This window comes from Coprothermobacter proteolyticus DSM 5265 (assembly GCF_000020945.1).
In the GTDB taxonomy this organism is placed as follows: Bacteria; Coprothermobacterota; Coprothermobacteria; order Coprothermobacterales; family Coprothermobacteraceae; genus Coprothermobacter; species Coprothermobacter proteolyticus.
The window spans coordinates 774,894-798,734 of record NC_011295.1 but is presented as its reverse complement, the minus strand read 5'-3'; the positions used below and the strand labels follow the sequence as shown (position 1 = coordinate 798,734).

General features: G+C 43.9%; 22 protein-coding genes. 18 read left to right on the top strand and 4 right to left on the bottom strand.

Features of this window, described 5'->3' with window-relative positions; genetic code table 11:
• Nucleotides 1–21: 21 nt before the first annotated feature.
• The 4 genes from rpsU to purB all read left to right on the top strand — a co-directional run bounded on the left by rpsU (nucleotide 22) and on the right by purB (nucleotide 2,710).
• On the top strand, nucleotides 22–168 hold the full coding sequence (gene rpsU, locus COPRO5265_RS04130) for a 30S ribosomal protein S21 (protein ID WP_012544522.1): 147 nt from the start codon (nucleotides 22–24) through the stop codon (nucleotides 166–168).
• Between the two features lie 116 nt (nucleotides 169–284).
• Nucleotides 285–980, top strand: coding sequence for a fumarate hydratase (locus tag COPRO5265_RS04125; protein WP_236608183.1), 696 nt, complete (start codon nucleotides 285–287; stop codon nucleotides 978–980).
• Nucleotides 973–1,437, top strand: a complete 465-nt coding sequence (locus COPRO5265_RS04120) for a fumarate hydratase C-terminal domain-containing protein (protein ID WP_012544334.1) — start codon at nucleotides 973–975, stop codon at nucleotides 1,435–1,437. Before COPRO5265_RS04125 ends, COPRO5265_RS04120 begins: the two co-directional genes overlap by 8 nt.
• Nucleotides 1,412–2,710: an adenylosuccinate lyase gene (purB, locus tag COPRO5265_RS04115; RefSeq protein ID WP_012544662.1), complete on the top strand. Its 1,299-nt coding sequence runs from the start codon at nucleotides 1,412–1,414 to the stop codon at nucleotides 2,708–2,710. Before COPRO5265_RS04120 ends, purB begins: the two co-directional genes overlap by 26 nt.
• A gap of 14 nt (nucleotides 2,711–2,724) precedes the next feature.
• On the opposite strand, the gene COPRO5265_RS04110 is transcribed toward purB, so the two are convergent.
• A complete protein-coding gene (locus tag COPRO5265_RS04110) occupies nucleotides 2,725–4,644 on the bottom strand; it encodes a DNA translocase FtsK (RefSeq protein WP_012543437.1) in 1,920 nt (639 codons plus the stop codon).
• Nucleotides 4,645–4,724: 80 nt separating this feature from the next.
• Between COPRO5265_RS04110 and pyk the strand changes: the two genes are divergently transcribed.
• From pyk to COPRO5265_RS04060, 10 genes are read left to right on the top strand one after another with little or no spacing between them, the layout of a single operon-like run.
• A complete protein-coding gene (gene pyk, locus COPRO5265_RS04105; protein WP_012544536.1) occupies nucleotides 4,725–6,374 on the top strand; it encodes a pyruvate kinase in 1,650 nt (549 codons plus the stop codon).
• Nucleotides 6,355–6,645, top strand: a complete 291-nt coding sequence (locus COPRO5265_RS04100; protein ID WP_012543464.1) for a hypothetical protein — start codon at nucleotides 6,355–6,357, stop codon at nucleotides 6,643–6,645. The genes pyk and COPRO5265_RS04100 overlap by 20 nt, the downstream gene beginning before the upstream one ends.
• Complete coding sequence (locus COPRO5265_RS07385) at nucleotides 6,614–7,099, top strand: DUF501 domain-containing protein (protein ID WP_083760222.1); 486 nt, start codon at nucleotides 6,614–6,616, stop codon at nucleotides 7,097–7,099. Before COPRO5265_RS04100 ends, COPRO5265_RS07385 begins: the two co-directional genes overlap by 32 nt.
• A complete protein-coding gene (gene trxB / locus COPRO5265_RS04090) occupies nucleotides 7,092–8,021 on the top strand; it encodes a thioredoxin-disulfide reductase (RefSeq protein ID WP_012544247.1) in 930 nt (309 codons plus the stop codon). Before COPRO5265_RS07385 ends, trxB begins: the two co-directional genes overlap by 8 nt.
• A 14-nt stretch (nucleotides 8,022–8,035) precedes the next feature.
• The gene (locus COPRO5265_RS04085; RefSeq protein WP_012543583.1) at nucleotides 8,036–10,453 is read left to right on the top strand and encodes an ATP-dependent Clp protease ATP-binding subunit; all 2,418 of its coding nucleotides are present in this window, start codon (nucleotides 8,036–8,038) and stop codon (nucleotides 10,451–10,453) included.
• Nucleotides 10,450–11,673, top strand: a complete 1,224-nt coding sequence (locus COPRO5265_RS04080; protein WP_012544062.1) for an ATPase domain-containing protein — start codon at nucleotides 10,450–10,452, stop codon at nucleotides 11,671–11,673. The genes COPRO5265_RS04085 and COPRO5265_RS04080 overlap by 4 nt, the downstream gene beginning before the upstream one ends.
• Nucleotides 11,674–11,694: 21 nt before the next feature.
• Nucleotides 11,695–12,699, top strand: coding sequence for a PIN domain-containing protein (locus COPRO5265_RS04075; RefSeq protein WP_012544893.1), 1,005 nt, complete (start codon nucleotides 11,695–11,697; stop codon nucleotides 12,697–12,699).
• Between the two features lie 3 nt (nucleotides 12,700–12,702).
• Nucleotides 12,703–13,791 (top strand): 2-C-methyl-D-erythritol 2,4-cyclodiphosphate synthase, encoded by a 1,089-nt coding sequence (locus tag COPRO5265_RS04070; protein WP_012543892.1) that lies wholly within the window; start codon nucleotides 12,703–12,705, stop codon nucleotides 13,789–13,791.
• Nucleotides 13,788–15,170, top strand: coding sequence for a cysteine--tRNA ligase (cysS, locus tag COPRO5265_RS04065; protein WP_012544380.1), 1,383 nt, complete (start codon nucleotides 13,788–13,790; stop codon nucleotides 15,168–15,170). Before COPRO5265_RS04070 ends, cysS begins: the two co-directional genes overlap by 4 nt.
• Nucleotides 15,171–15,174: 4 nt before the next feature.
• Entirely contained in the window at nucleotides 15,175–15,891 is a 717-nt protein-coding gene (locus tag COPRO5265_RS04060) for a TrmH family RNA methyltransferase (protein WP_012543520.1), read from the top strand.
• Here COPRO5265_RS04060 and COPRO5265_RS04055 read toward each other — a convergent pair.
• On the bottom strand, nucleotides 15,855–16,805 hold the full coding sequence (locus COPRO5265_RS04055) for an ATP-dependent 6-phosphofructokinase (protein ID WP_012544261.1): 951 nt from the start codon (nucleotides 16,803–16,805) through the stop codon (nucleotides 15,855–15,857). The two genes, COPRO5265_RS04060 and COPRO5265_RS04055, sit on opposite strands and share 37 nt — an antisense overlap.
• A gap of 3 nt (nucleotides 16,806–16,808) precedes the next feature.
• Nucleotides 16,809–17,843 carry a 6-phosphofructokinase gene (locus COPRO5265_RS04050; protein WP_012544741.1) on the bottom strand — a complete coding sequence of 345 codons (1,035 nt, stop codon included), beginning with the start codon at nucleotides 17,841–17,843 and terminating at the stop codon, nucleotides 16,809–16,811.
• A 171-nt stretch (nucleotides 17,844–18,014) separates the two neighbouring features.
• On the opposite strand from COPRO5265_RS04050, the gene COPRO5265_RS04045 reads away from it, so the two are divergent.
• From COPRO5265_RS04045 to COPRO5265_RS04030, 4 genes are all read left to right on the top strand, one after another.
• Nucleotides 18,015–19,166: a BMP family lipoprotein gene (locus tag COPRO5265_RS04045; RefSeq protein ID WP_012543922.1), complete on the top strand. Its 1,152-nt coding sequence runs from the start codon at nucleotides 18,015–18,017 to the stop codon at nucleotides 19,164–19,166.
• Nucleotides 19,167–19,421: 255 nt separating this feature from the next.
• Entirely contained in the window at nucleotides 19,422–20,957 is a 1,536-nt protein-coding gene (locus COPRO5265_RS04040; protein ID WP_012544370.1) for an ABC transporter ATP-binding protein, read from the top strand.
• Nucleotides 20,954–22,090 (top strand): ABC transporter permease, encoded by a 1,137-nt coding sequence (locus COPRO5265_RS04035; RefSeq protein WP_012544077.1) that lies wholly within the window; start codon nucleotides 20,954–20,956, stop codon nucleotides 22,088–22,090. Before COPRO5265_RS04040 ends, COPRO5265_RS04035 begins: the two co-directional genes overlap by 4 nt.
• 1 nt (nucleotide 22,091) lies before the next feature.
• Nucleotides 22,092–22,970: an ABC transporter permease gene (locus tag COPRO5265_RS04030; RefSeq protein WP_049750678.1), complete on the top strand. Its 879-nt coding sequence runs from the start codon at nucleotides 22,092–22,094 to the stop codon at nucleotides 22,968–22,970.
• 57 nt (nucleotides 22,971–23,027) lie between these two features.
• Here the strand turns inward: COPRO5265_RS04030 and COPRO5265_RS04025 are convergent, their stop codons facing one another.
• The gene (locus COPRO5265_RS04025; RefSeq protein WP_012544463.1) at nucleotides 23,028–23,837 is read right to left on the bottom strand and encodes a TIM barrel protein; all 810 of its coding nucleotides are present in this window, start codon (nucleotides 23,835–23,837) and stop codon (nucleotides 23,028–23,030) included.
• Nucleotides 23,838–23,841 lie beyond the last annotated feature (4 nt).

Here is a 23,841-nt window from a genome sequence, read left to right as displayed (position 1 = left end):
TACCGAAAGGAGGGGAGCGCAATGGCCGAAGTAAAAAAGCGAGAAAATGAGTCTTTGGATGACATGCTGCGACGGTTTCGTAAAGAAGTAGAAAAGGATAAAATATTGGAGGACTTCAGGAAACACGAGATTTACACGCCGAAGACAAAGAAGAAAAAGAAAAAATAAAGAGAGGGGATTACTCCCCTCTCTTTTAATTTGCCATGAATGCCTATTTGGAAAATATAGAAAATCTTGTTCGTTGTTTACTCTTGCACCCCACACGAGTAGGGCGATCTCTTTCATTGGTTAAAGATGAAACGTTTCTTGAGGTGCTTGAAGAAAACCTTGACCTAAGTAATAGGTTGAACCTGCCTGTTTGCCAAGATACAGGAGTAGTTACCCTTGTAGTGGGGCATGACTCATTAACGCGAGATGAGTTGTTGGAAATTAAAACTGCTTTTGAAAACTGTTTCAACGATCTTGCACGACCCTCAATGCTTTCTTCACCCTTTTTCGGGCAACATCCGTTAGGGCGACACCAAGTATGCTTTCTTGAGGAAGTCCGTGATAAGAGGGGTTTAGGTGCGGTTATTTCAGGAGCAGGTACGGAAACGCATTGTTTTCTAAAGGTATACCCAGGTACAGCTTCTTGGGAAACAGTAGTTGATGATTTGCAGGGCTGGTCTTCGAAAAGGGCCTCTCTGGCTTGCCCTCCAGTTCATTTTGGCGTGGCTGTAGGCGGTACAGCAGCTGAAGCCGTTAAGCAGTCCAAACTGAGTTTCCTTTTCGGAAACAATTTTCCAACCTGCTATGAGCATGCTTATGAAGAACTTGTCAACGCTCTTAGAGCGAGCACAGTCGACCCGCTAAAAAACGGTGAAAGCTGGGCGGGAGATGTTTTTCTACGGATTCTTCCTACTCATATGTCGGCAGTACCTGTGAGCATGAGCTTTATGTGTTGGCCATATAGAGCGGAGTGGATTGACCTTGGTGCTTAGAGAAAAGCAGTGGTACAGTTGTAGAGGCGTAATAGGTATAACCAGAGATAGAGGTTTACAGACAATTTGCGAAGAGGGTCAACACCTTCCAGGGGTAGTTTTTTTAGCCGGTCCGACTTTAATGGCTGCGAAAGAAGCGCCATTGGGATCGTGTGGACCTACCAGCGTTAGTAGGATGTTGCCATTTTTAGAGGCTATGAATAGGCTTGGGGTTCAACTAGTCATAGCGAAAGGTGTTAGCGATGGCGTTCTAGAAACTTTTCGGCGTATTGGTCTTTCATATGGTATTGCTGTGGGCGGTGCTGGTGCATTCTACGGTACCAAAATAAAGCAAGTCTTAAGTAGAAAATATGAATCTTTGGGAGCAGAAGGGTTCTTCCTTGCAGAAGTTCAGGATTTTCCATTTTATGTTTGTGTGGGTGGTGATGTAGATGGATATTTTGAGCCGATACCGTGACTCATCTATTGAGAATATTTGGAACGAAGATAACAGGTATGATCTGTTTTACGAAGTGGAATTGGCTTATTTGAAGGCTGAAGCGATGCTGGGAAAAATTCCAGCTGACATCCCAGATTATTTGGAGAGAAACAGGCCATCCTTCAGTGCAGAAGAGATAGAAAATGAAGAAAAGATTACTCGCCATGAAGTAGTCGCATTCATAAATGTAGTAAGTCGTAAACTTGATAAGTACACCGAGTATTTCCACAGAGGGCTTACCTCCTCTGATATCATGGATACGGTCTTTTCTCTTCAGATAAAGCAGTCTTTACGCCACATAAATGCACTCACCGATGAAACCATAAAGGTCTTAACAGAAAAGGCAGATCAGTTCAAACACAACGCGTGCGCCGGTAGGACTCATGGCGTGCACGCAGAGCCTTATTTCTTTGGACTCCGTTTTTTAACTGTTGCTGTGGCTCTCAAAAGGTCATTAAACATGCTTGCTGCTCTTGAGCAGAGCATACCTGGGAAACTATCAGGTGCTCTGGGTATTTACACTAATTTGGACCCGGATATAGAATCGGAATTTCTCAGAATTCTGGGTCTCAGTGCACTTCCAGTTAGTACTCAAATAGTACCTCGTGACGTTTATGCACCCGTGTTGTTCTACTTGGCGCTAGAAGCGAGTATTCTAGATAAGCTTGCTCAGGACATGAGAATTCTTCAGATTACGGAAATAGGTGAAGCCCAAGAGGAATTTAAACGTGGTCAAGCGGGCTCTTCTGCTATGCCGCACAAAAGAAACCCGGTGCGGTGGGAACGTATCTCGGGTCTAAGCCGGGTTTTGCGTTCGCAAGTTAACGTTGCGCTGGAAAATGTTTCATTATGGTTTGAGCGAGATATTTCTCATTCTAGTACTGAAAGAATAGTGTACCCGTTGTGCTTTGATTTGATTGCTTTCATGCTAAAAGAAACCAAATCACTTGTTAGTAATAGTGTTTTTGACAGCTCAAGAATGCTAGCGAACATGTCTAATTCTAAGAACTTGCTTTATTCGTCCAGGGCATTGTCTCTGATTCAACAGAAGCTTGGTAGAGAAGCGGCATATAAGCGTGTTCAGGATTTGTCTAGGCAGGTTTTGGATGGCGAAGCAGAAGACTTCATCGAAGCTCTTCGCTCCTCTGGTTTGCTTTCAGAAGAAGAATTGCAAAGCATAACAGATGTTTCAGATCTTCACGCAAAGGTAGATCTAATTTACGAAAGGGCAGCAGCGTTTTTAGGCAATTGAGGCTTCCAGTTCTTTTAGTGTTTTATGACTTTTCTGCCTCTGGCGCCTTCCAATGGACCCACATAACCCTGTTCTTCTAGTGCGTCCAAAATACGTGCGGCCCTATTGTAGCCAATCTTAAACCGTCGCTGTATGAGAGATGTAGAAACTCTATCCATGTTCTTTATCATGTTAATCACGTCATTCATTATGGGATCAGAACTATCAAAGTTTCCTGAGATAGACTCCATCATTGGGATTTCTCGAAGCTGGGTTTCCAAAGGCTGCGACTTCCAGTACTCCACCACACGCATGATTTCCACATCTGAGATGAAAGGAGCTTGACCTCTTATGGGCTTCATCACGGCAGGGTTTGAATACAGAAAGTCACCAGCTCCTATTAGCCGTTCTGCTCCAGTGACGTCTAGAATTACCCGTGAATCCACTTGACTACTTACGGCAAACGCAATACGATGGGGGATGTTTGCTTTTATCAGTCCTGTGATAACATCCACCGAAGGCCTCTGGGTAGCCATGATGAGATGAATGCCTGCTGCCCTTGCTTTAGAAGCCAATACTGCTACTACTTGTTCCATCTCGGAGGGTGCTGTAAGCATGATATCAGCCAATTCGTCAACTACCACTATGATGATGGGTATTTTCTCCTCCGGGTTTGCTTTGTTGTAATCAACAATGCTTCTGGACTTGGATTGCGCGAGTATTTGATACCTTTCTTCCATCTCTGCGGCCAATTCTTTAAGAACGATTAGTACTTGCTGCGGATTATTAATCACCGGGTATAAAAGATGAGGAAGGCCTTGATAAAAGGAGAATTCTACATGCTTTGGGTCAGCTAAAACTAAACGTACGTCATCAGGACTGAAATTCATCAAGAACGACACAATGAAACTCTGAAGAGCCACACTTTTACCCGCGCCAGTAGCACCTGCTACCAGCAAGTGTGGCATTTTGGTGAGGTCTTCGATTATGGGCTTCCCATCCACGGTGAGTCCAATCGGGAGCGCAATGTTGGCATATTTATCAGCCAAGGCTCCCATTAGGTTGGAAAGTCTTACTATTTGTCTTCTGGGATTCGGCACCTCTATCGCCACCGTATTGGGTTTTCCCGCTACAGGTGCGTCAATACGTAGTTCAGGTATACCCAAACGCACTGCAAAATCTTGACTTCTAGCAGTTACAGTAGACACACGAGTCCCTGCTAGAAGCTCAATCTCTAACCTTACTACGTGAGGGCCTGTTATGAAGTTAACAACTTTTCCTCCTATGCTAAAAGTATCTAGAACCTCTTGGACTTTCTTTGCTAGAGTCTGTGTCTCCGTAGTAGCACCAAACGATAGCTTTGTGGGTGCCTCTAAAAGACTTACAGGAGGTAAGAACGTACGCCCTTTGAACTTTCTCCGGGTGTCAGCTGTGGCTTGTTCAGGTTTAGAGGTGTGACTTAGCAGGCCTTCATCTGTTGGTTCGGGCATTGGTTTTGGAGAAAGTTTGGAGTCATTTGCTTTGCTTTTCTCCCTTTTAACGTCTATGATTACTGGGGTCTGTTGACTGTTATTTGTTTCAAAAGCATCTGTTGGACGGAACGGCGCTTGTATGGTAGGCTGGGGTATACGCTTCACTGACACAACTCCCATGATAATGAGTAGCACAGCAGCCGCTAATATAAGGCTTACTAACCAAGCAGGTAATCCTATTATTGTAAAGAGCTCTTGCCATACAACCACAGATTGCAGAAGAATCTTTCCGATAAAGTAAAAGACCACGCTTAGGAAGACCAGGATACTGGGTATCACTATTAGTGCAACGAAAAGCTTTTTACTGTTGTTTTTCTTTTTCCGTTTAGATCTAGTGGTTGCTTTTGTTTTTATTGTTCTTTTTCTTGGCTCATTTACTACAACCTTTTTCTGATTGGTAGATTTAGATTTACCTCGTGCCATGTCGGTATTTTAACCCACTTTTGACATAATAATCACATAAAGAGAGCCTTCTGACTTATAATACCCTTGAGGTGATCAAGATGAAGCTGGTAAAAATCGTTGTTACTACGGGACCATCCCTAGAAGATCTGGATAAAATAAGGGAAGCAGCTAAGGCCGGTGCAGATGTATTCAGACTCAACTTGTCTCACGGTTCGTACGATGAGCATATTAAAAGGATTGAGAATATAAGAGCTGTTGAAAAAGAGATAGAAAGGCCTTTAGCCATCTTAGCTGATTTGCAAGGGCCAAAGATCAGGATTACAAGCACTGTAACAGAAGAGGGGATTGCTTTACAAGAAGGTAAGGACATTAAGCTGCGCTACGGTTCAGATGCGTGCACTGGAGAAGTTCTGTATGTAGATTATCCTTACTTGGTAGAAGATGTGGAAGTTGGTTCTTTGGTTTATTTGGACGACGGCAAGATTCAGCTTCGAGTAATTTCAAAAGATAATCATGAACTAACAGCTCAAGTAGTTGCAGGAGGTATTGTTACATCCCACAAAGGTATTAGCTTTGCAGGTGCTCGGCTGCGTCTTCCGGCACTGACAGAGAAAGATCTGAAAGACCTAGATTTTCTGTGTACGCAGGATATCGATTTTGTTGGCCTGAGTTTTGTTAGAGAGCCCGAAGATGTAATGGATCTTCGTAGACGACTTGACAAAGCTGGACGCAATGACGTTGGTATTATTGCAAAAATCGAAAGGCATGAAGCACTTGAAGATTTGAATGCAATCGTGGATGTGTCAGACGCGATCATGGTTGCTCGTGGCGATCTAGCTCTTGACATTCCATTGGAAGACTTGGCTTTGGTGCAAAAAGAGATTATAAGGATATGTGTTGAAAAATGCAAGCCTGTTATTGTAGCAACGCAAATGCTTGACTCCATGATAGAAAGACCTTTCCCAGGTAGAGCAGAGATAACGGACGTTGCTAATGCAGTCATGGATGGAAGCGATGCAGTAATGCTGTCTGGTGAGACAGCTTTTGGGAAGTATCCCATTCTAGCTATTGAAACCATGAAACGTATAATCGAAACTGCTGAGACATATCCGTTTAGAACACCTAATTTTCTAACGCCAAAATCCGTAAGAGAGGCACTTGTGGAAAGCGCAGTACGGATTGCTGAACGTAGTGGAGCAGAACTTCTAGTGGTTGCTACTGAGACTGGGGCCTCTGCGCGAATTACTTCTGCCTTTCGTTCTGTGGTCCCCATACTTGCTGTCACTCACAACGATCGCTTGCAACGTCAGCTATGCCTCAGTAGGGCAGTAATACCCATAAAAACGGAAGCTTCAGCATCAGCAGAAGAAGTTCTAAAGACTAGTGTTAAATGGTCGTTGGATCATAGAATTGCAAACAAGGGAGATTTACTGCTTTATATTTTTGGGGACTTAACTGGCGTGGCTGGAAGCACGAACTCTGTTAAAATATATAGGATACCTACTGTCATCGGAAATGTGGAAATCCTAAAGCCAAGCAAAGGGTACATGGTGGGCCACTATTTAAAAAGACTCAACGGTATTGCGTACTATGAGTCAGGAAAAGGCGAAAAGCAGTTTTTTGGTAAAGGTGATAAGGAGGGCGACCTGTTCGGTAAGGTTGTCTGGATACAGGAGCCCAACGACGGAGCAGTTATAACCGTGGACTTAGAAACAGGAAAGATTTACAATGGACACTACGTTTTGTGAGAAGGATAAAAAACTAAGACACATCATAAAAGTGCTCAGTGTGACTGCTGTCACATTATGTGTGCTAATGGTATTGTTGGTGTTCGTAGATGTGTCAGTGCAGAGCCAGCTAAAACAGCTGGAAACTACACTAAATGTACTTCAGGATCAGAAAGAGGCGCTTCAAAACGAAGTTCGTTTTGTTGAAAGCGAGTATTACAATGAGAAGATCATTGTAGACATTCTAAAGAGAAACGTTGATGGTGCAACGGTCATTAGATTCAATCGTTGAATACCAACTGGACCGGCCCCCTAGAGGCAATTGGTGGCCAAGGGTTTTTTGTCCCTACGGGTTTCCAATGGTAATTGAGACTGAACCATTTCTTGAAGATGGCACACCTTTTCCTACGTTATTTTGGCTCACTTGCCCTTACCTAAAAGAAGAGATTTCAAGAATGGAAAGTGGTCCAGTGAAAGTAGACATCATGAAGCGAATTCGTCAGGACAGAGCTGCCTCTACTGAGGAGCTGCAAAGCGAAAAGTTGTATTCTGAATATTTGAAACGGCAAGGTTTTAACAGAGAGTTATATGTCGGCGGTAGTAGATTTCCTTTAACATTCAAGTGCATACATGCCTTAATAGCGTGGTATCTTGTCTCTCATAGAGGCGTTGCCGCGCAATTGGTGCTTGCCGAATTAGAGAGAACATATTGTAAAGATAAGAGGTGTGAGCATAGACATGAATGAATCAAGGCTTTTCGATGTTTTCATAGTAGGTGGTGGACCTGCAGGATTAAGTGCTGCTATTTACTGCGCCAGAAATGGTTTGCGTGTTGCTGTTGCATCTGCGGATATTTTTGGTGGCACGCTGAACAACGCGGCTATTATCGAAAATTACCCTGGTTTCCCTGAAGGTGTATCAGGTGCTGAGCTCGCCGACCGTTTTAGGCAGCATGCCCTAAATGCTGGAGCGGAACTGCTGGAGGAAAAGATTGAAAAGATTGAAAAAAAAGAGCAGTATTTTGTGCTGCACGGATACGATACTTACACGGCAAAGGCTGTTATATTGGCCATGGGCATTGACTACAGAAAATTAGGTGTTCCTGGTGAGCTGGAGCTGTTGGGAAGAGGGGTATCGTTTTGCGCTACATGTGACGGTGCATTTTTCCGAAACAAAGTGGTAGCTGTAGTAGGAGGAGGAAGTTCTGCTTTTGCCAGCGCTGAATACATGGCGAATATAGCTTCTAAGGTTTATTTGGTGCATAGACGCTCTGGTTTTAGGGCGGAAAAGGTACTAGTAGACAGAGTTCTTTCACACCCGAAAGTGGAACCACTTCTTAACAAAGTAGTAAAAAGAATCAATGGACAAAACAAGGTCGAGAGCTTGCTTCTAGAGGATGTTGTCACCAAAGAAGAGTCTGTTTTGCCTGTTGACGGTGTCTTCATTCAGGTAGGTCACGTACCAAAGACGGATTTGGCAAAGGGATTAGTAAACATGGATGAAAATGGGTATATAAAAGTTAGCGAGGATATGAAGACGTCGGAAGAAGGGATATTCGCAGCTGGTGATGTAAGGCAAGGAGCACTTGGTCAAATAGTGACTGCTGCAGCTGACGGTGCAATAGCAGCTGAAAGCGCGTTTCGCTATATAAATGAGAAAGGTTTGTAAAAGGAGGGTAAAGTTTGTTTATCAGATTTTCTGAAGAAGCAAGAAAAGCACTTAAGGATGCCCAGGAAGAAGCGCGGCGCCTTAACAGTAGTTTTGTTGGCAGAGAGCACCTAGTCCTAGCTATGCTCAATGAAGATACGAGGGCATATTCAATAATCGATTCTTTAGGTGCGGATGCCGATAATATAAGGAGTTCTATTGAAGATATTCCAATGCCCATGGCTTCAAGTTTGCAGTATCCCGAACTATCTAGTGAAGCTAGAAGACTTTTGGATATTGCCAGTGAAGAAGCACGCAAGCTTGCTCACTCCTATGTAGGCACAGAACATTTGTTACTGGCAATACTCAAGGAACCATCCAGAGTTAGCTCCATACTTAATGAGAACGGTGTTTTTTATGACGACGTAAGAAAAAAGGTCATAGAAATGGGCGAGCAAGAACCAGAGGAAAAGGGAAAAACAAAAACCCCTGTTCTGGACAAGTTCTCCAAGGACCTTGTTTCTTTGGCTGAAAAAGGAAAGTTGGATCCTGTCATAGGTCGTGAAACCGAACTCAACAGGATCATTGAGATATTGAGCCGCAGAATTAAGAACAATCCCATATTGCTTGGAGAACCTGGCGTGGGTAAGACGGCCATAGTTGAAGGGTTAGCCGAAAGAATTGCCTCTGGTAAGGTGCCTTATTCGCTAAAGAAGAAGCGTGTTGTACAGCTTGACATTTCTTCCATAGTTGCTGGAACTAAGTACAGAGGCGAATTTGAAGAACGCATGAAGAAGATCCTTGATGAAGTGAAGCGCACCAATGGTCAAGTGATTTTGTTTATTGACGAAATCCATACCGTCATTGGTGCTGGAGCTGCTGAAGGTGCCATCGATGCTGCATCCATATTGAAACCATCTTTGGCTCGTGGTGAGATAAAGGTTATTGGTGCAACAACCTATGATGACTACAGAAAGTACATTGAAAGGGACCCCGCTTTTGAACGTAGATTCCAGCCAGTTCAAGTAGAAGAACCTTCCCTGGAAGAAACTAAGCAAATTCTTATTGGGTTACGTCCCATTTACGAAAAATTCCACAACGTAAAGATAGCAGATGACGCCATAGAAGCAGCTGCCATATTGACGAAAAAATATGTGAAGCAAAGATTCCTGCCTGATAAAGCCATAGATGCGTTGGACGAAACATGTGCCAAAGTAAGGCTTGCAAACGAGGTCTTGCCTAGCAATCTCAGGGCGTTGCTTGACGAAATTGAAAATGTTAGATTGCAGAAACAGTTGGCTATTGACTCTCAACAGTTTGAAGAAGCGGCTGCATTGCGAGATAAGGAAAAAGCTCTCAAAGAAGAGTACTCAAGGATGGAAGAGATTTGGCTCTATGAACGTAGCATGGATGAGAATCAGCCCACGGTGTCTTTCGATGACGTTGCGTACACCATATCTTCTTGGACTGGCATACCTGTGGCAAAACTGCGCTTGGATGATAAGAAGAAACTATTAGAGATCGAAGATTATCTGCACCGCAGAATTGTTGGACAGAACGAAGCGGTTACTGCTGTAGCTAAAGCTATTAGAAGAAGCAGAACGGGCTTGCAAGATGATCGAAGACCCATCGGTGTCTTCCTTTTCCTTGGCCCCACAGGAGTAGGAAAGACAGAACTTGCGCGTGCTTTAGCCGAGTTCATGTTTGGTGAAGAAGAGGCCCTGATACGCATTGACATGTCAGAGTACATGGAAAAGTTCAATGTGAGCCGTTTGGTCGGCGCTCCTCCAGGATATGTGGGATACGAAGAAGGAGGACAGCTTACTGAAGCGGTTAGAAGGAAACCGCACAGTATTGTGCTTCTAGATGAGATTGAGAAAGCACATCCAGATGTCTTCGATATATTGCTTCAAATATTCGAAGATGGCCGGCTAACCGATGGTCAAGGTCGTGTAGTAGATTTTAGGAACACGATCATAATAATGACCTCGAACCTGGGTAGCAGAGATATAAGCGCAGGTACAACCATAGGATTCTTAAAAGATCAAGTCAAATTTGAAAACATGGAAAACCTTGTCATGGATGCCGTGAAGAAGTTTTTTAAGCCCGAGTTCTTAAACAGGATCGATGAAATAGTAGTATTCCATCACTTAACAAACGACGATCTAAGACAAATCGTGGGTATCATGATGGACGAACTAAACAAACAGCTTCGTTCTCAAAACCTTACGGTTAAAATCTCTGACAGAATGTTAGATCAAATAATCACAGAAGGATATGAACCAAGGTTCGGTGCTAGACCATTGAGAAGAGCTATTCAGAGGCTTGTAAAAGATCCTTTGGCCGAGTACATGCTCAAACACGAAAACATCAGTGGAACATTGTTTATGGATTTCGTAGATGGCGAAATTACAATCAACAAGGTACCAGACGAGGAAGTTAGTAGAGTTTGAGTGAGAAAAGTCAGTACGAATGTTCAAACTGCGGGTACGTTTCCTCAGTTAAGCTGGGAAGGTGCCCGCAGTGCGGCCAATTTGGTACATTTATTGTAAGAAAACCCATAGCCGAACAAGAGCGGAAAGTAAATTTTAGTTACACAAAGAAACCTCAAAAAACAACTCCAACTTTCTTACCTGAGCTCAATTTTGTTTTGGGAGGAGGTCTCAAGAGCGGCTCAGTGTTGCTGCTTGGTGGCGAACCTGGTATAGGTAAGTCAACACTGGCACTGCAAATCCTTGGCAATGCAGATACGGATGCTGTATATGTTAGTTCGGAGGAAACAAGAGAGCAAGTTCTTGAACGCGCTGAACGTATTGGTTTGAGAAACATAAATGTGGTGTCAGAATCTGACCTTGGCGCTGTTGATTTAGATAATTACGGCTTGATCTGTGTGGACAGCCTTCAGACCATTCGTTTTGGGGACATGGGTGCTCCAGGATCACCTGCCATGGTAAAAGAAATAGCTGGATATTTAGTAAAATGGGCAAAAGAATCGAACGGCATTGCACTAATTGTCGCACACGTTACAAAGGAAGGCGTAATAGCAGGCCCTCGCACGGTGGAACATATGGTAGATGTGGTGCTGTACCTAGAAGGCGACAGAACTAGTGACAAGCGCCTACTTAAGTTAGTTAAAAACAGGTTTGGGCCTAGTACAGACCAGATTTTGCTCGAGATGCAAAGTTCAGGCTTAACTCCTTCCGAAGTAGAGGTTAGTGGATTAGATAGGAACCAAACAGGGTTAGTTCTTAGTGCTGTAAACACAGGGACTAGATTCGAGTTCGTACAGGTGCACGCACTGGTAACTGATTCCTATGGGCAAATACCTAAGCGTTTAAGCTCAAGGTACCCAAATAATCGGTTGTTGCTTCTAACGGCAGTTATGCAAAAATATCTTAGGCTCCCGCTGTACAAATACGACATCTATGTAGATCTCACTACGGATTTTTTTGTAAACGATTATGGTGTTGATGCCGCAATAGTAGCAGCAGTTTATTCCAGTTTGAAGGAAATGCCGATTTCTGGAAATACATTAGTGTATGGGGAAGTTTTGCTAACAGGTGATATAAGGTCTCCTCACCCTGAGACACAACTAGACCGATTAGTCAGAGGAGCTCAGTTGAAAAGAACAAACGCTTCCACTGTTGTAGAATTAATTAAAGAACTTTTCTAATCTTATTGTGAGGTGATTTTGATGCGTTTTTTACGTTTTTTTAGAGGTTTATTCTATTCTTTCATCGCATTTATTTTGCTTTATGTTCTAGTTGGTTTTATTCCTTTGCAGCTTCTAAAGGAAAACCAAAATATTGTGCTAGGTGTTTTGGCTGCGATAGCACTTGCAGTAGGGTACGGCTTCTTATCCACCTTTGACAAATGGATTGAACAGGCTTTTCAGCGAGCTGCCTCTTTCTCTTTTCAACAATTCCAGTACATTGGTGTTGGCATTATTTTAGCGAACATAGTTGGAGTACCTATTTTGATACCTCTCATATATGCTGGCGAGCATGCCTTGGGTGTAGCTATCTTGGTGGTACTTGATGTTTTGGCCATATGGGGCGCAATCTTTATCTTTAGAGTTAGAGAACGAAGAGAAGGAATAACAACCGACCAGCCCGAATTTGTTTTGGATACATCTGTACTAGTAGATGGACGTATTTTGGATATCATGAATTTGGACTTGCTCAAAGGTAGAGTTGTGGTACCTTCCTTTGTTGTTGATGAGATAAGGCAACTGGCTGACAGCACAGACCCAGTCAAGCGGGATAAAGGTCAAAGAGCATTGAAAGTGTTAGAACAACTAAAGGCGTCGAGCAAGCGTCTTGCACTGGTGGATTATACACCCCGAGGGGTAAAGGGCGTTGATGACGCGTTAATCCAATATGCTCGTGACAGGAAAGCCACCATTGTGACCTTGGACTCTAATTTAGCAAAGATTGCCCGTTTACATAACACAGATGTGATTAATTTCAGTGAAGTGTTCTTAGCTCTGCGCCCGAACATTAACGTAGGAGATGAACTTACCATAAAGATTGTAAAAGAAGGAAAAATTCGTCAGCAAGGAGTAGGGTTCTTGGACGATGGCACCATGGTCGTAGTTGAGGATGCAGCAGACCTAATTGGAAGCACAGTACGTGTTGTGGTCACCAACGTCCACGTTAGTGACACGGGGAAAATCATATTTACCAAGGTTGCTGACTAAATCATGAACGGCCTGATTTTGGTTGCTGGTGGTAAGGGACAAAGATTTTCCGGCGGCAAGGGAAAGGCTCAGCTAAGAGTCTTTAAAGGTTGGTCTTTATTGGATTATTGGCAAGTTCGCCTTGAAACGCTAAAAAACTTATTTCAAGATGTTGTCGTAGTCACCGATAGTCCCATGGACTTAGAGAACATAAAAGTCGCACTTCCAGGGAGTTCAAGGAAAGAATCTGTGGCAAATGGTTTTGAGAAACTTGCAAGAGTAGATAAGGTTTTAGTCCATGATGCTGCACGGCCGCTTGCGACTGACACTCTGTTTGAGCGTGTATTGGCATGGCTAGACCTTTTTCCAGTGGTGGTTCCAGCTATAGATGTTGAAGACGCTTTAAGAAAGAAAGAGGGAAGTAGTACGGTGCCTTTTCCTAGAGAGGATCTCATCAGAGTACAAACGCCACAGGGTTTCAGGTATGAGGTACTAAAAGCGGTGCTAGAAACATCAGATGAAGATGTTGATGAAGCAAGTGTGGCACAGCGGCTTGGATGGGAAATTCACGTTGTGGGAGGGGAAAGGAAAAACTTAAAGGTTACATTCCCCGAGGACGTTTTTTTACAAGAGCTCATGTTTAGGCGGCTAGAAGGGATTGGGTGGGATTTTCACAGGTTTAGTGAAAACGCACCTCTTATTCTTGGTGGAGTCAGGATAGAAGATGCAGATGTGGGCCTAGAATCTTGGACTGACGGCGATGTAATAATTCATGCCGTTGCTGATGCTCTTCTATCAACTTTAGGACAAGGTGACTTAGGAACCCTCTATCCCAATAGCCAGCTATGGAAAGGTGGTTCTTCTACCGACATTTTGGCTGATGTAATGGAAAGAATGAGAAAGAAACATGTTCTTTTGGAAAAAGCCACAGTTCTGTTGTTAGCAGACAAACCAATGTTGAAACACTGGATAGATCCTATCACGAGAAATTTATCCTCGTTATTGAACGCCCCAGTCTACCTTTCAGTTACGCGAAGCGAGGGGATAATCGGAAAAGATCTGAATGGCATGATTTCATTATCTTTTGTGAATTGTGTTGAGGTGAAAAGATGAAGCTGTATGACACCCTTAGTAGAAAATTCGTTGATCTTGAAAAGAAGCCCGGAGAAAAGATTGCAGGATATGTGTGTGGCATAACGCCATACGATGAACCTCATTTGGGCCATGTAAGAACAGCTTTAGTGTTTGACCTGTTTCATCGTTATGTTAAAGCTCAAGGGTACAAGCCAGTATTTGTTTCAAATTTCACCGATGTCGACGATAAAATCATCGAAAGATCAGTACAGCTATCCATTCATCCTTTTGCCTTGGCCGAGATTTATGAAAGGCTTTATTACAAACTCATGGATTTTCTTAACGTAGAACCGCTGTACGCATACATCAGAGTGTCTCAAGTCATTCCAGACATAATCGAAGCTATAAAACAACTCATTGATAAAAAGCATGCTTATGTGACTCCTGATGGGGTTTATTTCTCAGTGCCCAGTTTCCCGAATTACGGTGAACTTTCAGGCAGAAAAGTCGAAGACATATCGCTACTTGAATCTAGAGTAGAGCCTTCGCCGTTTAAAAAAGATCCTAGGGACTTCGCACTGTGGAAGAGTAGGAAACCGAATGAGACTGTTTGGTGGCATAGCCCGTGGGGAGACGGCCGTCCTGGGTGGCACATTGAATGCACTGTCATTTCTGTTAAATTCGCCGGGTTTCCATTGGATTTCCATGGGGGCGGTTCAGATCTGATATTTCCTCATCATGAGAATGAAAAGGCACAGTCAGAAGCTCTCATGGGTCAAGAACCTTTCGCAAGGGCATGGATGCATACTGGTATGCTACGCATCGGCAAAGAAGAGATGCACAAGAGCTTGGGTAATTTCATAGGTGCCACCGAAATCATGGCAAAGTACGACCCAGATGTGTTGAGGTATTTGCTCCTGTCAACGTACTACAGAGATCCTGTCACGTTCTCCGAAGAAGTCTATAACCAGGCAGCAAACACGGTGAACAACCTCAGATCCTATTTCGAGCGACTTGATTGGGTGAGTAGAGATGGGGAAGCTCGAACTCAAGTAGTTAGCCTCGTAGCAAGTGCAAAAGAAACTTTTCATAGCGCACTTGAAGATGATTTGAACTCATCTGCGGCATTGGCTGAGGTGCACAAGCTGATTGCTCAGCTAAGAGTGGAAGACCTAAACACCAGCGAAGCTTCCATAGTCAAACAATTCCTTACCCATGGCTTAAGAACCGTATTTGGACTGCGATTAACTAAAAACGGAAAGGTAGATGAATCTTTGATTCAAGATATGGTTGAGTTGAGAAATGACTTTAGAAAGCAAAAGAAGTTTTCCGAGGCAGACGCCATAAGGGATATGCTCCTAAGACACGGCATAGTGTTGGAGGATACCAAAGAAGGTACCCGATGGATAAGGGAGTAATGTGATGAGTCTAAAGAAAGAGCTTACATACGGTTTTAGTCCTTTGGAAGAAGCACTCAGATCTGGCAAGGTTGAAAAAATCTGGGTACGAGTAGACAAAATGTCAAAGGTTAAGCAGCTAGTGGATAGACTAGAGAAGAACAGACCAATTCCTTTAGTAGCTGTTCCTAAGGAATTCTTTCCTGAAAAAGAATGGGTCGGTTTTCTCCCTTCGGAAATTGACTACTTAGGATGGGAAGAACTGCCTGAAATAGGAAACATGGTTGTGATTGTGGATGGGGTAACAGACAGCACAAATCTGGGGGCCATTTTTCGGGCGTCGGTGGCACTTTCATCTCCCAATATAATCCTTGATCTTCACAACACTGGGTCAGTAACGCCGAAGGTTGTTGAGATTTCCCGTGGAGCAGCTTTAAGGGCACGCGTATGGCGATTAAACATTAAACAGGCTATCCCGAGGCTTAAAGAGAACGGTTTCTCAGTAGTAGGACTGGAAGCACACCATGGAACAAAAGTTTATCATTTGGATTTAACAGGAAAAGTTGCATTAGTCGTTGGGTCTGAAGATAAAGGTATCCGTACAACCGTGAGAACACTATGTGACCATTTTGGCAACATACCAACTGACTTCGAGAGCCTTAATGTTCACGTTGCCCTTAGTATTGCCTTGTATGAAGCAAAACGTCAACGTGAGTTTAAAAGCGGTAGTAGCATGGACTGAAGGTAGGGAGGAAGTGGGTTTGGCTCAATTGCCACTTCATAAGGTACTTCAACAGGCTGTAGATTTCTAGTCCCTATCATAATAGAGTGGCGTCCTTCAGATATGGTATAAAGCGCAGCTGCTCCCATGGTAAAACCTAGGAAAGAATCTAAGGTTGCCGGAGTACCACCCCTCTGCAAATGACCAATGCGAGAAATCTCTATGTCTCTATTCAATTCTTCTCTTAGCCACTCCGCAAGCGGTGATGGATCTCCGCAGCCTTCAGCCCATATGACGATGGCACTACCTTCGGCTTGGCTTATCTTTGTATAGATTTCCTCAGATGTTGCTGGGGCTTCCGGTATATTGACAAAATCAGCTCCGGTTGCCAGACCTACAAACATGGCTATATAACCAGAATTTCGTCCCATAACTTCAACAAAGAAAATTCCCCTTTCAGACAACGCCACATCAGTTAGCCGACGAACTGCTTTTACCGCTGTTTCAGCGGCTGTTATGAATCCCAGTGTGAAGTCAGTGCCTCCCAAATCATTATCAATAGTCCCTGGGATTCCCACAGTGGGGATGCCTGCTTCCTCTAAAGCCATTGCACCTCGCAAGGACCCATTTCCCCCAATTACTATGAGCCCGTCGATGCCAGTAGAGGAAAGCGTATCTGGCACTCGCCGTCTCCATTCAGGAAGCAGGAATCTATCACTCCGAGACGTCCCAAGAATAGTCCCGCCGAGAGAGTTTATTCCTCTGACTCGGCTGGAACTTAAGGGCAAAAATTGCTCCTCCAGAAGCCCATCAAAACCATTGCGCACACCTATGACTTCAATATTTCTCTGTTCGGCGGCTATGACAGCTCCACAAATAGCTGCATTCATTCCGGGGGAATCACCCCCGGACGTTAGTATGCCGATTCTTTTCATGATTTATCCTTTGAAAAAGACTCCAAAATCGTCTATTAAAGACTCAGGAAGAGGCCTGTTTTTCCCCACAACCAGTGTAAGATCAACCGGCTTAATGGTACCTTCTTTGTATGCAGCTAAGACACCAGTCTGTCCCTTGTCTAACCATTCCACCGCTTTAAGCGCTTGAAGTTGTGGAAGTATTCTGTCTATCACAGAAGGTTTACCACCTCTTTGAGCATGGCCTAGAATAACGCATTTCACTTCCGTATTCAAGCTTTTTTCTAAGAACTGCGCAACCACTTCTCCCATGCCACCCAGTTGAACATGGCCAAATTCATCAACAGGTCTGTCTTTGAGCATGCTTTCGTCTAAAACAGCCCCCTCTGATACCACTACTACAGCGAACCCTTTGTCAGAGAGAGCTCTTTTTGTCTTCGCAATAAGCTCTTCTATGTCAGCTTTCTTTTCAGGAACTAACACGTAATCGGCGCCGCCAGCTACGGCAGTAAAAAGACCCAGCCATCCTGCGTGACGTCCCATAACTTCTAATACCATGACACGATGGTGGCTCTTAGCGGTGTCTTGCAGCCTTTCAAGTATGTCCGTGGTAACTTCCAGAGCTGTAAAGAAACCTAACGTAAAATCAGTTTCGGGAACGTCAAAATCAATCGTCTTTGGCACTCCGTTTATGGGTAGTTGGTAATCTCTGACAAGCTGCCCAGCAACGCCTAAGGTATCTTCGCCACCTATGGCAATAAGACCACTGAGCCCAAGTTCTTTGAAGTTTTCATAGGCAATTTCTTTCCCGCCTTCTCTTTTGTAAGGATTGGTACGGCTTGAGCCCAGAATAGTACCACCCTTTGTAAGAGCACTGTCTACATCAGCTTTGGATAGCACTATGGTTTCTTTTTCTAAAAGGCCTTTCCAACCATCCTTAATACCTATGACCTCATATCCCAATTCCACAGCTTTGTAGAAAACTCCCCGAATAGCTGGATTTAGTCCAGGTGCGTCGCCTCCACCGGTTAAAACGCCAAGTCGCTTTATGTTATCCACATTAGTACCTCCTTTATATGCAGACTAGTCCACCATATTTTACGCCAGCATTGAAGAAAGCGTGTTTAAAAGTTTGTTATGGCAACAATTGACACTCACTTAAACGTAGTATAATATTACGGAAGCGGAAGGGAAACTTCCGCTAAAAATGACGAAAGGGGAGGAGCAGAGGTGAAAAAGTTTACAGTTGGTATTTTAGTCGCTCTATTAGCTGTCTCACTGGTTTTGAGCGGTTGTTCACAGCCTTCACAGCCAAGTACTACGGAACCGAAGTACAAGATCGGTCTTGTGTTTGATATCGGTGGAAGAGGAGATCACTCTTTTAACGATTCTGCTTATAACGGGCTAGTTCGTTTGGCAGAAGAGTTCAAAGGTTACATCAAAGACGACCCAGACAATGTTAACTACGGGACCGAGGTGGAGCTTAAGTACTTGGAACCTAAAGAGGGTGGCCAAGACAGAGAACAGCTTCTTCGTACTTTAGCTGAAGAGGGTTATGATCTTATCTTTGGTATCGGTTTCATGTTCACTGACCCCATGATCAATGTTGCAAAAGACTTCCCAGACACAAAGTTTGCCATTGTAGACGGTAGCATTGAGGGGCTTAATGAGCAGAGCAATATCGTCTGCTTGAACTTTAAGCAGAATGAAGGCTCATTCCTAGTAGGGGCTATTGCAGGCCTCAAGACCAATACAAACAAAGTAGGTTTCGTGGGTGGTATGCAGAGTACACTAATTGAGCAGTTCGAGGTTGGTTATAAGGCAGGAGCCATGTACGTCAATCCTAATCTGAGACAAGCTGGAAGCATTCTCTCCCAGTACATAGGTACTACTGGGGACGCCTTTAAAGACCCCGCTAGAGGGACAGAAATAGCTTCAACGTTCCTTAATCAGGGCGCAGACATTATTTACCACGCTTCTGGTGCGTCAGGTGCTGGTGTGTTCCAAGCAGTTTATGATGCCTACAAGAATGGTAAAGATGTGTGGGCCATTGGCGTAGATAGTGACCAAGGCTTGGTTTATAAGAGCAGCGACGATCCCGAACAGCAGGCTATTGGTGACCGTATTCTGACCTCCATGCTGAAGAGGGTCGATACATCTGTGTATCTTACTGGAAAAGAGTTCATGGAAGGCCAGTGGAAGGGTGGATATAGAGATTTTGGATTAGACGTAGAAGGCGTCGGATATGCGGTTAACGACTACAATAGATCTCTTATTGAGGATGTTATGCCCCAAGTAGATGAACTTAAACAGAAGATCATAAATGGCGAGATTGTTGTTCCAACCAACAACGAAGAACTACAAACGTTCCAATTACCCTAAGTATTAGCATTTCTCACAATTAAGATTTAAGGGCTACCGTGCGGGTAGCCCTTTTTGTTTTTTCTCAATGTTATAATGAAAAAGCGGAATGTCAAGTAAGTTATAAGCAGAGGTGATGTAGTTGTTGTTTCTGCAATCATTTTGTAGTGAGTGTTGTACCACGTTCCTAGTTACGCGCGAGCTCGTAAAAGTCTTTGAAGCTGGTTCGTATTCATTTGGCTTATCTGCTCAAAACGTAAGAAATGGGTGATAAAGATGAGCAAGGTTGACACAGTCAAAGAACGGATTCCTCTGATAGAATTGAAGGGTATAACAAAGGCTTTTCCAGGCGTTGTGGCTAACGATGACATTCATCTGACGCTCTACGAAGGGGAAATTCATGCATTAGTTGGTGAAAACGGAGCTGGTAAGACCACGCTTATGAAAATTCTTTATGGGGAATACCGTGCAGACAAAGGTGAGATTTTGGTAAGAGGGAACCCTGTAAGAATTACGAATCCATCAGTAGCAGTGGCACTTGGCATAGGTATGGTGCACCAGCACTTTATGCTGGTGCCGGGTTTAACAGTTCTTGAAAACATCATCTTGGGCAGTGAACCTGTAAAGAATGCGGTTTTAGACACAAAATCGGCGCGACAGAAGATCGAAAACATTATGCAAAAGAACGCTATGCCTGTGGATCTTGATGCCTATGTTGAGGATTTGCCAGTGGGACTACAGCAGCGTGTTGAAATACTTAAACTGCTGTACCGAGGTGCAGAAACTCTGGTTCTTGATGAACCAACAGCTGTGTTAACTCCACAGGAAACAACAGAGCTGTTTAAAACGCTTAAGGCTCTTAAAGAACAGGGACGGGGCATAATATTTATTTCTCATAAACTAAACGAAGTTTTAGAAATAGCTGACAGAATCACTGTTATTAGAAGGGGCAGAGTAGTGGGTGAAATGCCCATTGAGGAAGCTAGCAAGGAAAAAATCGCCGAGATGATGGTGGGCAAACCAGTGGTGCTGGAGGTAGAAAACCCTCGGGTTGAAGTTGGCGAAGATTGTTTGGTGCTTAAAGATGTTGTTTATGAAGAAAACGGTGTCAAGAAACTTGATGGGATCAGCTTTTCTGTTCATGCTGGTGAGATTTACGGGGTAGCTGGCGTTGAAGGCAATGGGCAAGAAGAGCTTCTTAAAATAGTCTCAGGTGAGATTTACCCGTCAGCTGGTGAAATACGTATTACCGATAAGTTAGTCAATAGAATCCCTCCTTTGGGACGCAGACAACTTGGCGTGGGTCACATCCCAGCAGACCGACAGGCACAAGGTTTATTCATTGATATGCCTTTGTACATAAATGTGGTGGTTGGGTGGCATTGGCGACAGGAATTTCAAAAAAGGGGTATTCTTGATTACAAGGCAATGAGGTCTACTGCAAGCACCGTAGTAAAGAATTTCGACGTCAGAACTCCTTCTGTGGAAGTGCCTGCCAGTGCTTTAAGTGGCGGAAATCAGCAGAAATTTGTTGTGGGACGTGAAATAAGCTTTGATCCAACCCTTTTGCTGGCTGCTTACCCCACCAGAGGCGTAGACGTAGGGGCCACCGAATTCATATACAAGCAACTCATAGATGAAAAAGTCAGAGGGAAAGCCATTCTGCTTATATCCGCGGACCTTGAAGAGATCTTGGCTTTGTCTGATCGTATTGGAGTTCTTTACAGAGGAAAGATAATAAAAGAGTTCAGGAGAGAAGAAGCGACACCGGAAATCATTGGACTGTATATGCTGGGAGTGAAGGAAGAATGACACAAGAACAGGTAAAAGCGCAACCCAAAAGTATGGAGTGGAAATACAGACTTATTGAAGGTTCGGCTCCAGTCTTAGGCTTTTTGTTTGCCATGGTAGTAATGATGGTAACAGTTCAGTTCATAGGTGAAAGTCCGATTAAGGCTTTAAGTGCCATCTTGACCTTTTCTTTCAGTCAAGCTGGCATAGCTTATATTGTTTCTCAATCCATACCGCTAATAATAGCTGGTGAAGCGAACGCCATCGCTTTTCAGGCGGGGGTCTTCAACATAGGTGTAGAGGGCCAGTACCTATTTGGGGCTCTTTGTGCGGGGGTGGCTGGAGCTTATCTAGATCTCCCTACGTACATTCATATTCCGGTGGTTATTCTGGCTGGAATGCTCGGCGGTATGATATGGATCCTGATTCCCGCTCTGCTAAAGGTGTACAAAGGCGTGCACGAAGTCATAAGCACTATTATGATGAACCAAATAGCCTCTGCAGTCATTTTGTACCTAGTAGATGGCCCTTTTAACGGAGTTAGGGGTGAAGCGCAGTCTTTCAATTTGCGTACGCCTTACCTAAAACCCACTGCAGTGTTTCCATCTTTGCACAACGTCATAAACAGTATTACTGGTCTTTTCGGCTTTGAATTTCCGCATTATGTTGCGGTGGACTTAAGCTGGCTAATAGCCCTTATTGTAGTACTCCTTATGTGGTTTGTGCTGTTTAAGACATCTTTTGGACTTAGAGTACGCTGGGTGGGACAAAACATATCAGCTTCTGTTTACGCGGGCGTAGATGTAAAGAAAACACTCCTTGTAACCATGCTCATATCAGGGGCCATCGGTGGTCTAGTTGGCTTACAGGAAGTAGCCTACATATCGAAATTTTTCACTCCGAATATAACCAGAGGGCTTGGTTTTACAGGGCTTGCGGTAGCACTCCTAGCTAGAAACAATCCTCTTGGTGTCATCCTCTCAGGTTTGCTTTTCTCTTTCCTGAGTCGTGCCGGGTATGGACTTCAAATGTACACTAAAGTTCCTAATTCTCTAATTGGCATTATTTCAGGGCTTATGATACTCTCCGTGGTAGTTATTGACCAAATTCTCAGGCGTTACGCACGCACTTTAAGAAGAAGAGAGGTTGGTTAGCATGTTCGACTTTTGGTATTTCTTGTTGAGGGGCTTACAGTTAAGCGCACCCATGGCATATGGTGCTTTAGGTGCGGTTTACTCTGAAACTGGCGGTGTAGTGAACATTGCAGTAGAAGGTATGATGCTCACCGGTACTTTCTTCTTCGTCTGGGGAGCAACGCTTTTTAAGAGCTGGATAGCCGGACTACTGTTTGCAATCGTAGGAGCTGTCCTCATATCACTGATTCATGGATTGGCCACTATAACCTTCAAGGTTGACCATGTTGTAAGCGGCACTGCATTAAACATATTGGCATCAGGACTTACAAGATTCCTTAGCATGCAAGTCTTCGGCATGGAAACCCAGAGTGCTGTCAATCCTTATACACCCCCCACATTTCTGCGAATAAACGTAATTGCTTATTTTTTCATACCTTTGGCCATATTTACCGTATGGTTGCTTAATAGGACGCGTTTTGGTTTGCGTCTTCGCAGCTGTGGGCAGAATCCTTGGGCGGCAGATTCCCTTGGAGTGAATGTCTATGGATACAAGTATGCTGGTGTCATTTTGTCTGGCATTTTCGCTGGCCTTGCTGCTGCAACGCTTTATCCACATCAGTGGATCGATGCCATGACTGCAGGGCGTGGTTTCTTAGCGTTGGCAGCAATGATCTTTGGTAACTACAATCCACTGTATGCTGTGTTAGCGGCTATGTTGTTTGGATATGCTGAAACGCTCACGTACTTCCAAAACCAGATACCTCTGCTGAGTGGCATATCCCCCATACTGATTAAGGCTTTCCCGTATGTCCTTGCTCTTATTGTTCTGGCCGGGTTCTTGGGAAAGACAAAACCGCCTAAGGCTGACGGTGTCATTTTTGAAAAAGGTGAAGGTTAAGCATAAACATTTAATTTTACAAGGGTCCAAGCTTCCTTGGGGGCTTGGACCCTTTTCTTATTCGACCAACATCTTTTTTAAAACCGCAACGTTTTTTCTATTGTTATCGGGTTTGTCCTGGGGTGTTTCTAGTATTATCGATGTGCCGTTGTTCTGAGCCCTCACCATTTTCTTTAACGGGCCGTATCCAATGGAGCCTTCGCCCAAGTTTTCATGTACATCCCTAGATGAACCAATAGGCGTTTTCAAATCGTTCAAATGTACTACTCGGATGCGGAGAGCTAACTCCTCGAATCGCTTGTCTTCGAGAATCTGCAAAATGTCAAACCCAGCTGCAGCTAGATGTGCAGTATCTAGACATATGGCGGCAGGATATGAGGTAGATGCCTGACGAGCTACATCCAAAACGAAATAAGGATCCGCGCCAACAAACTTTGCCGCTGCAACGTTTTCCAAGAGAAGTGGAATATTGGATGATATCATCGAGAGGTATCGCGAGTATTCTTCAAGGAAAACAAGCTCTTGTTCTGGGTGTTGCATATCCAGGTGAGCTACGTAACCATCTATACCAAGGTCTGATGCCAATGAAAGATCTTCTTTAAGTTTTTTCCATGACTTTGTCCTGACAGACCCCCTAGGACTTGCTAAGTGTACTAGATAAGGTGAATGCACAAACACAGTCTTCACGCCAAAATCGTTCCTTGCCCTCTCTATGAGACTCTCAAAGCGGTAAAGTCCTTTCATAGGAGTCCATGACAGTGGACTTTCCAGAAAAATCTGGAACGAATCTATTTGCAGCTCGTCTATTTGCTTTAGGATTGCGTCTGTCCCATCGCTTATGTTGAGATGTATACCTGTGTAAACCATAACG

Excerpts from the sequence above, each read along its gene's own strand:
- trxB (WP_012544247.1), top strand. The coding sequence starts at position 7,092 with ATGAATGAATCAAGGCTTTTCGATGTTTTCATAGTAGGTGGTGGACCT.
- COPRO5265_RS04070 (WP_012543892.1), top strand. The coding sequence starts at position 12,703 with ATGAACGGCCTGATTTTGGTTGCTGGTGGTAAGGGACAAAGATTTTCC.
- COPRO5265_RS04075 (WP_012544893.1), top strand. The coding sequence starts at position 11,695 with ATGCGTTTTTTACGTTTTTTTAGAGGTTTATTCTATTCTTTCATCGCA.
- rpsU (WP_012544522.1), top strand. The coding sequence starts at position 22 with ATGGCCGAAGTAAAAAAGCGAGAAAATGAGTCTTTGGATGACATGCTG.
- COPRO5265_RS04100 (WP_012543464.1), top strand. The coding sequence starts at position 6,355 with ATGGACACTACGTTTTGTGAGAAGGATAAAAAACTAAGACACATCATA.
- purB (WP_012544662.1), top strand. The coding sequence starts at position 1,412 with ATGGATATTTTGAGCCGATACCGTGACTCATCTATTGAGAATATTTGG.
- COPRO5265_RS04110 (WP_012543437.1), bottom strand. The coding sequence starts at position 4,644 with ATGGCACGAGGTAAATCTAAATCTACCAATCAGAAAAAGGTTGTAGTA.
- COPRO5265_RS07385 (WP_083760222.1), top strand. The coding sequence starts at position 6,614 with ATGGTGCAACGGTCATTAGATTCAATCGTTGAATACCAACTGGACCGG.
- COPRO5265_RS04025 (WP_012544463.1), bottom strand. The coding sequence starts at position 23,837 with ATGGTTTACACAGGTATACATCTCAACATAAGCGATGGGACAGACGCA.
- cysS (WP_012544380.1), top strand. The coding sequence starts at position 13,788 with ATGAAGCTGTATGACACCCTTAGTAGAAAATTCGTTGATCTTGAAAAG.
- pyk (WP_012544536.1), top strand. The coding sequence starts at position 4,725 with ATGAAGCTGGTAAAAATCGTTGTTACTACGGGACCATCCCTAGAAGAT.
- COPRO5265_RS04035 (WP_012544077.1), top strand. The coding sequence starts at position 20,954 with ATGACACAAGAACAGGTAAAAGCGCAACCCAAAAGTATGGAGTGGAAA.
- COPRO5265_RS04030 (WP_049750678.1), top strand. The coding sequence starts at position 22,092 with ATGTTCGACTTTTGGTATTTCTTGTTGAGGGGCTTACAGTTAAGCGCA.
- COPRO5265_RS04040 (WP_012544370.1), top strand. The coding sequence starts at position 19,422 with ATGAGCAAGGTTGACACAGTCAAAGAACGGATTCCTCTGATAGAATTG.
- COPRO5265_RS04055 (WP_012544261.1), bottom strand. The coding sequence starts at position 16,805 with ATGAAAAGAATCGGCATACTAACGTCCGGGGGTGATTCCCCCGGAATG.
- COPRO5265_RS04060 (WP_012543520.1), top strand. The coding sequence starts at position 15,175 with ATGAGTCTAAAGAAAGAGCTTACATACGGTTTTAGTCCTTTGGAAGAA.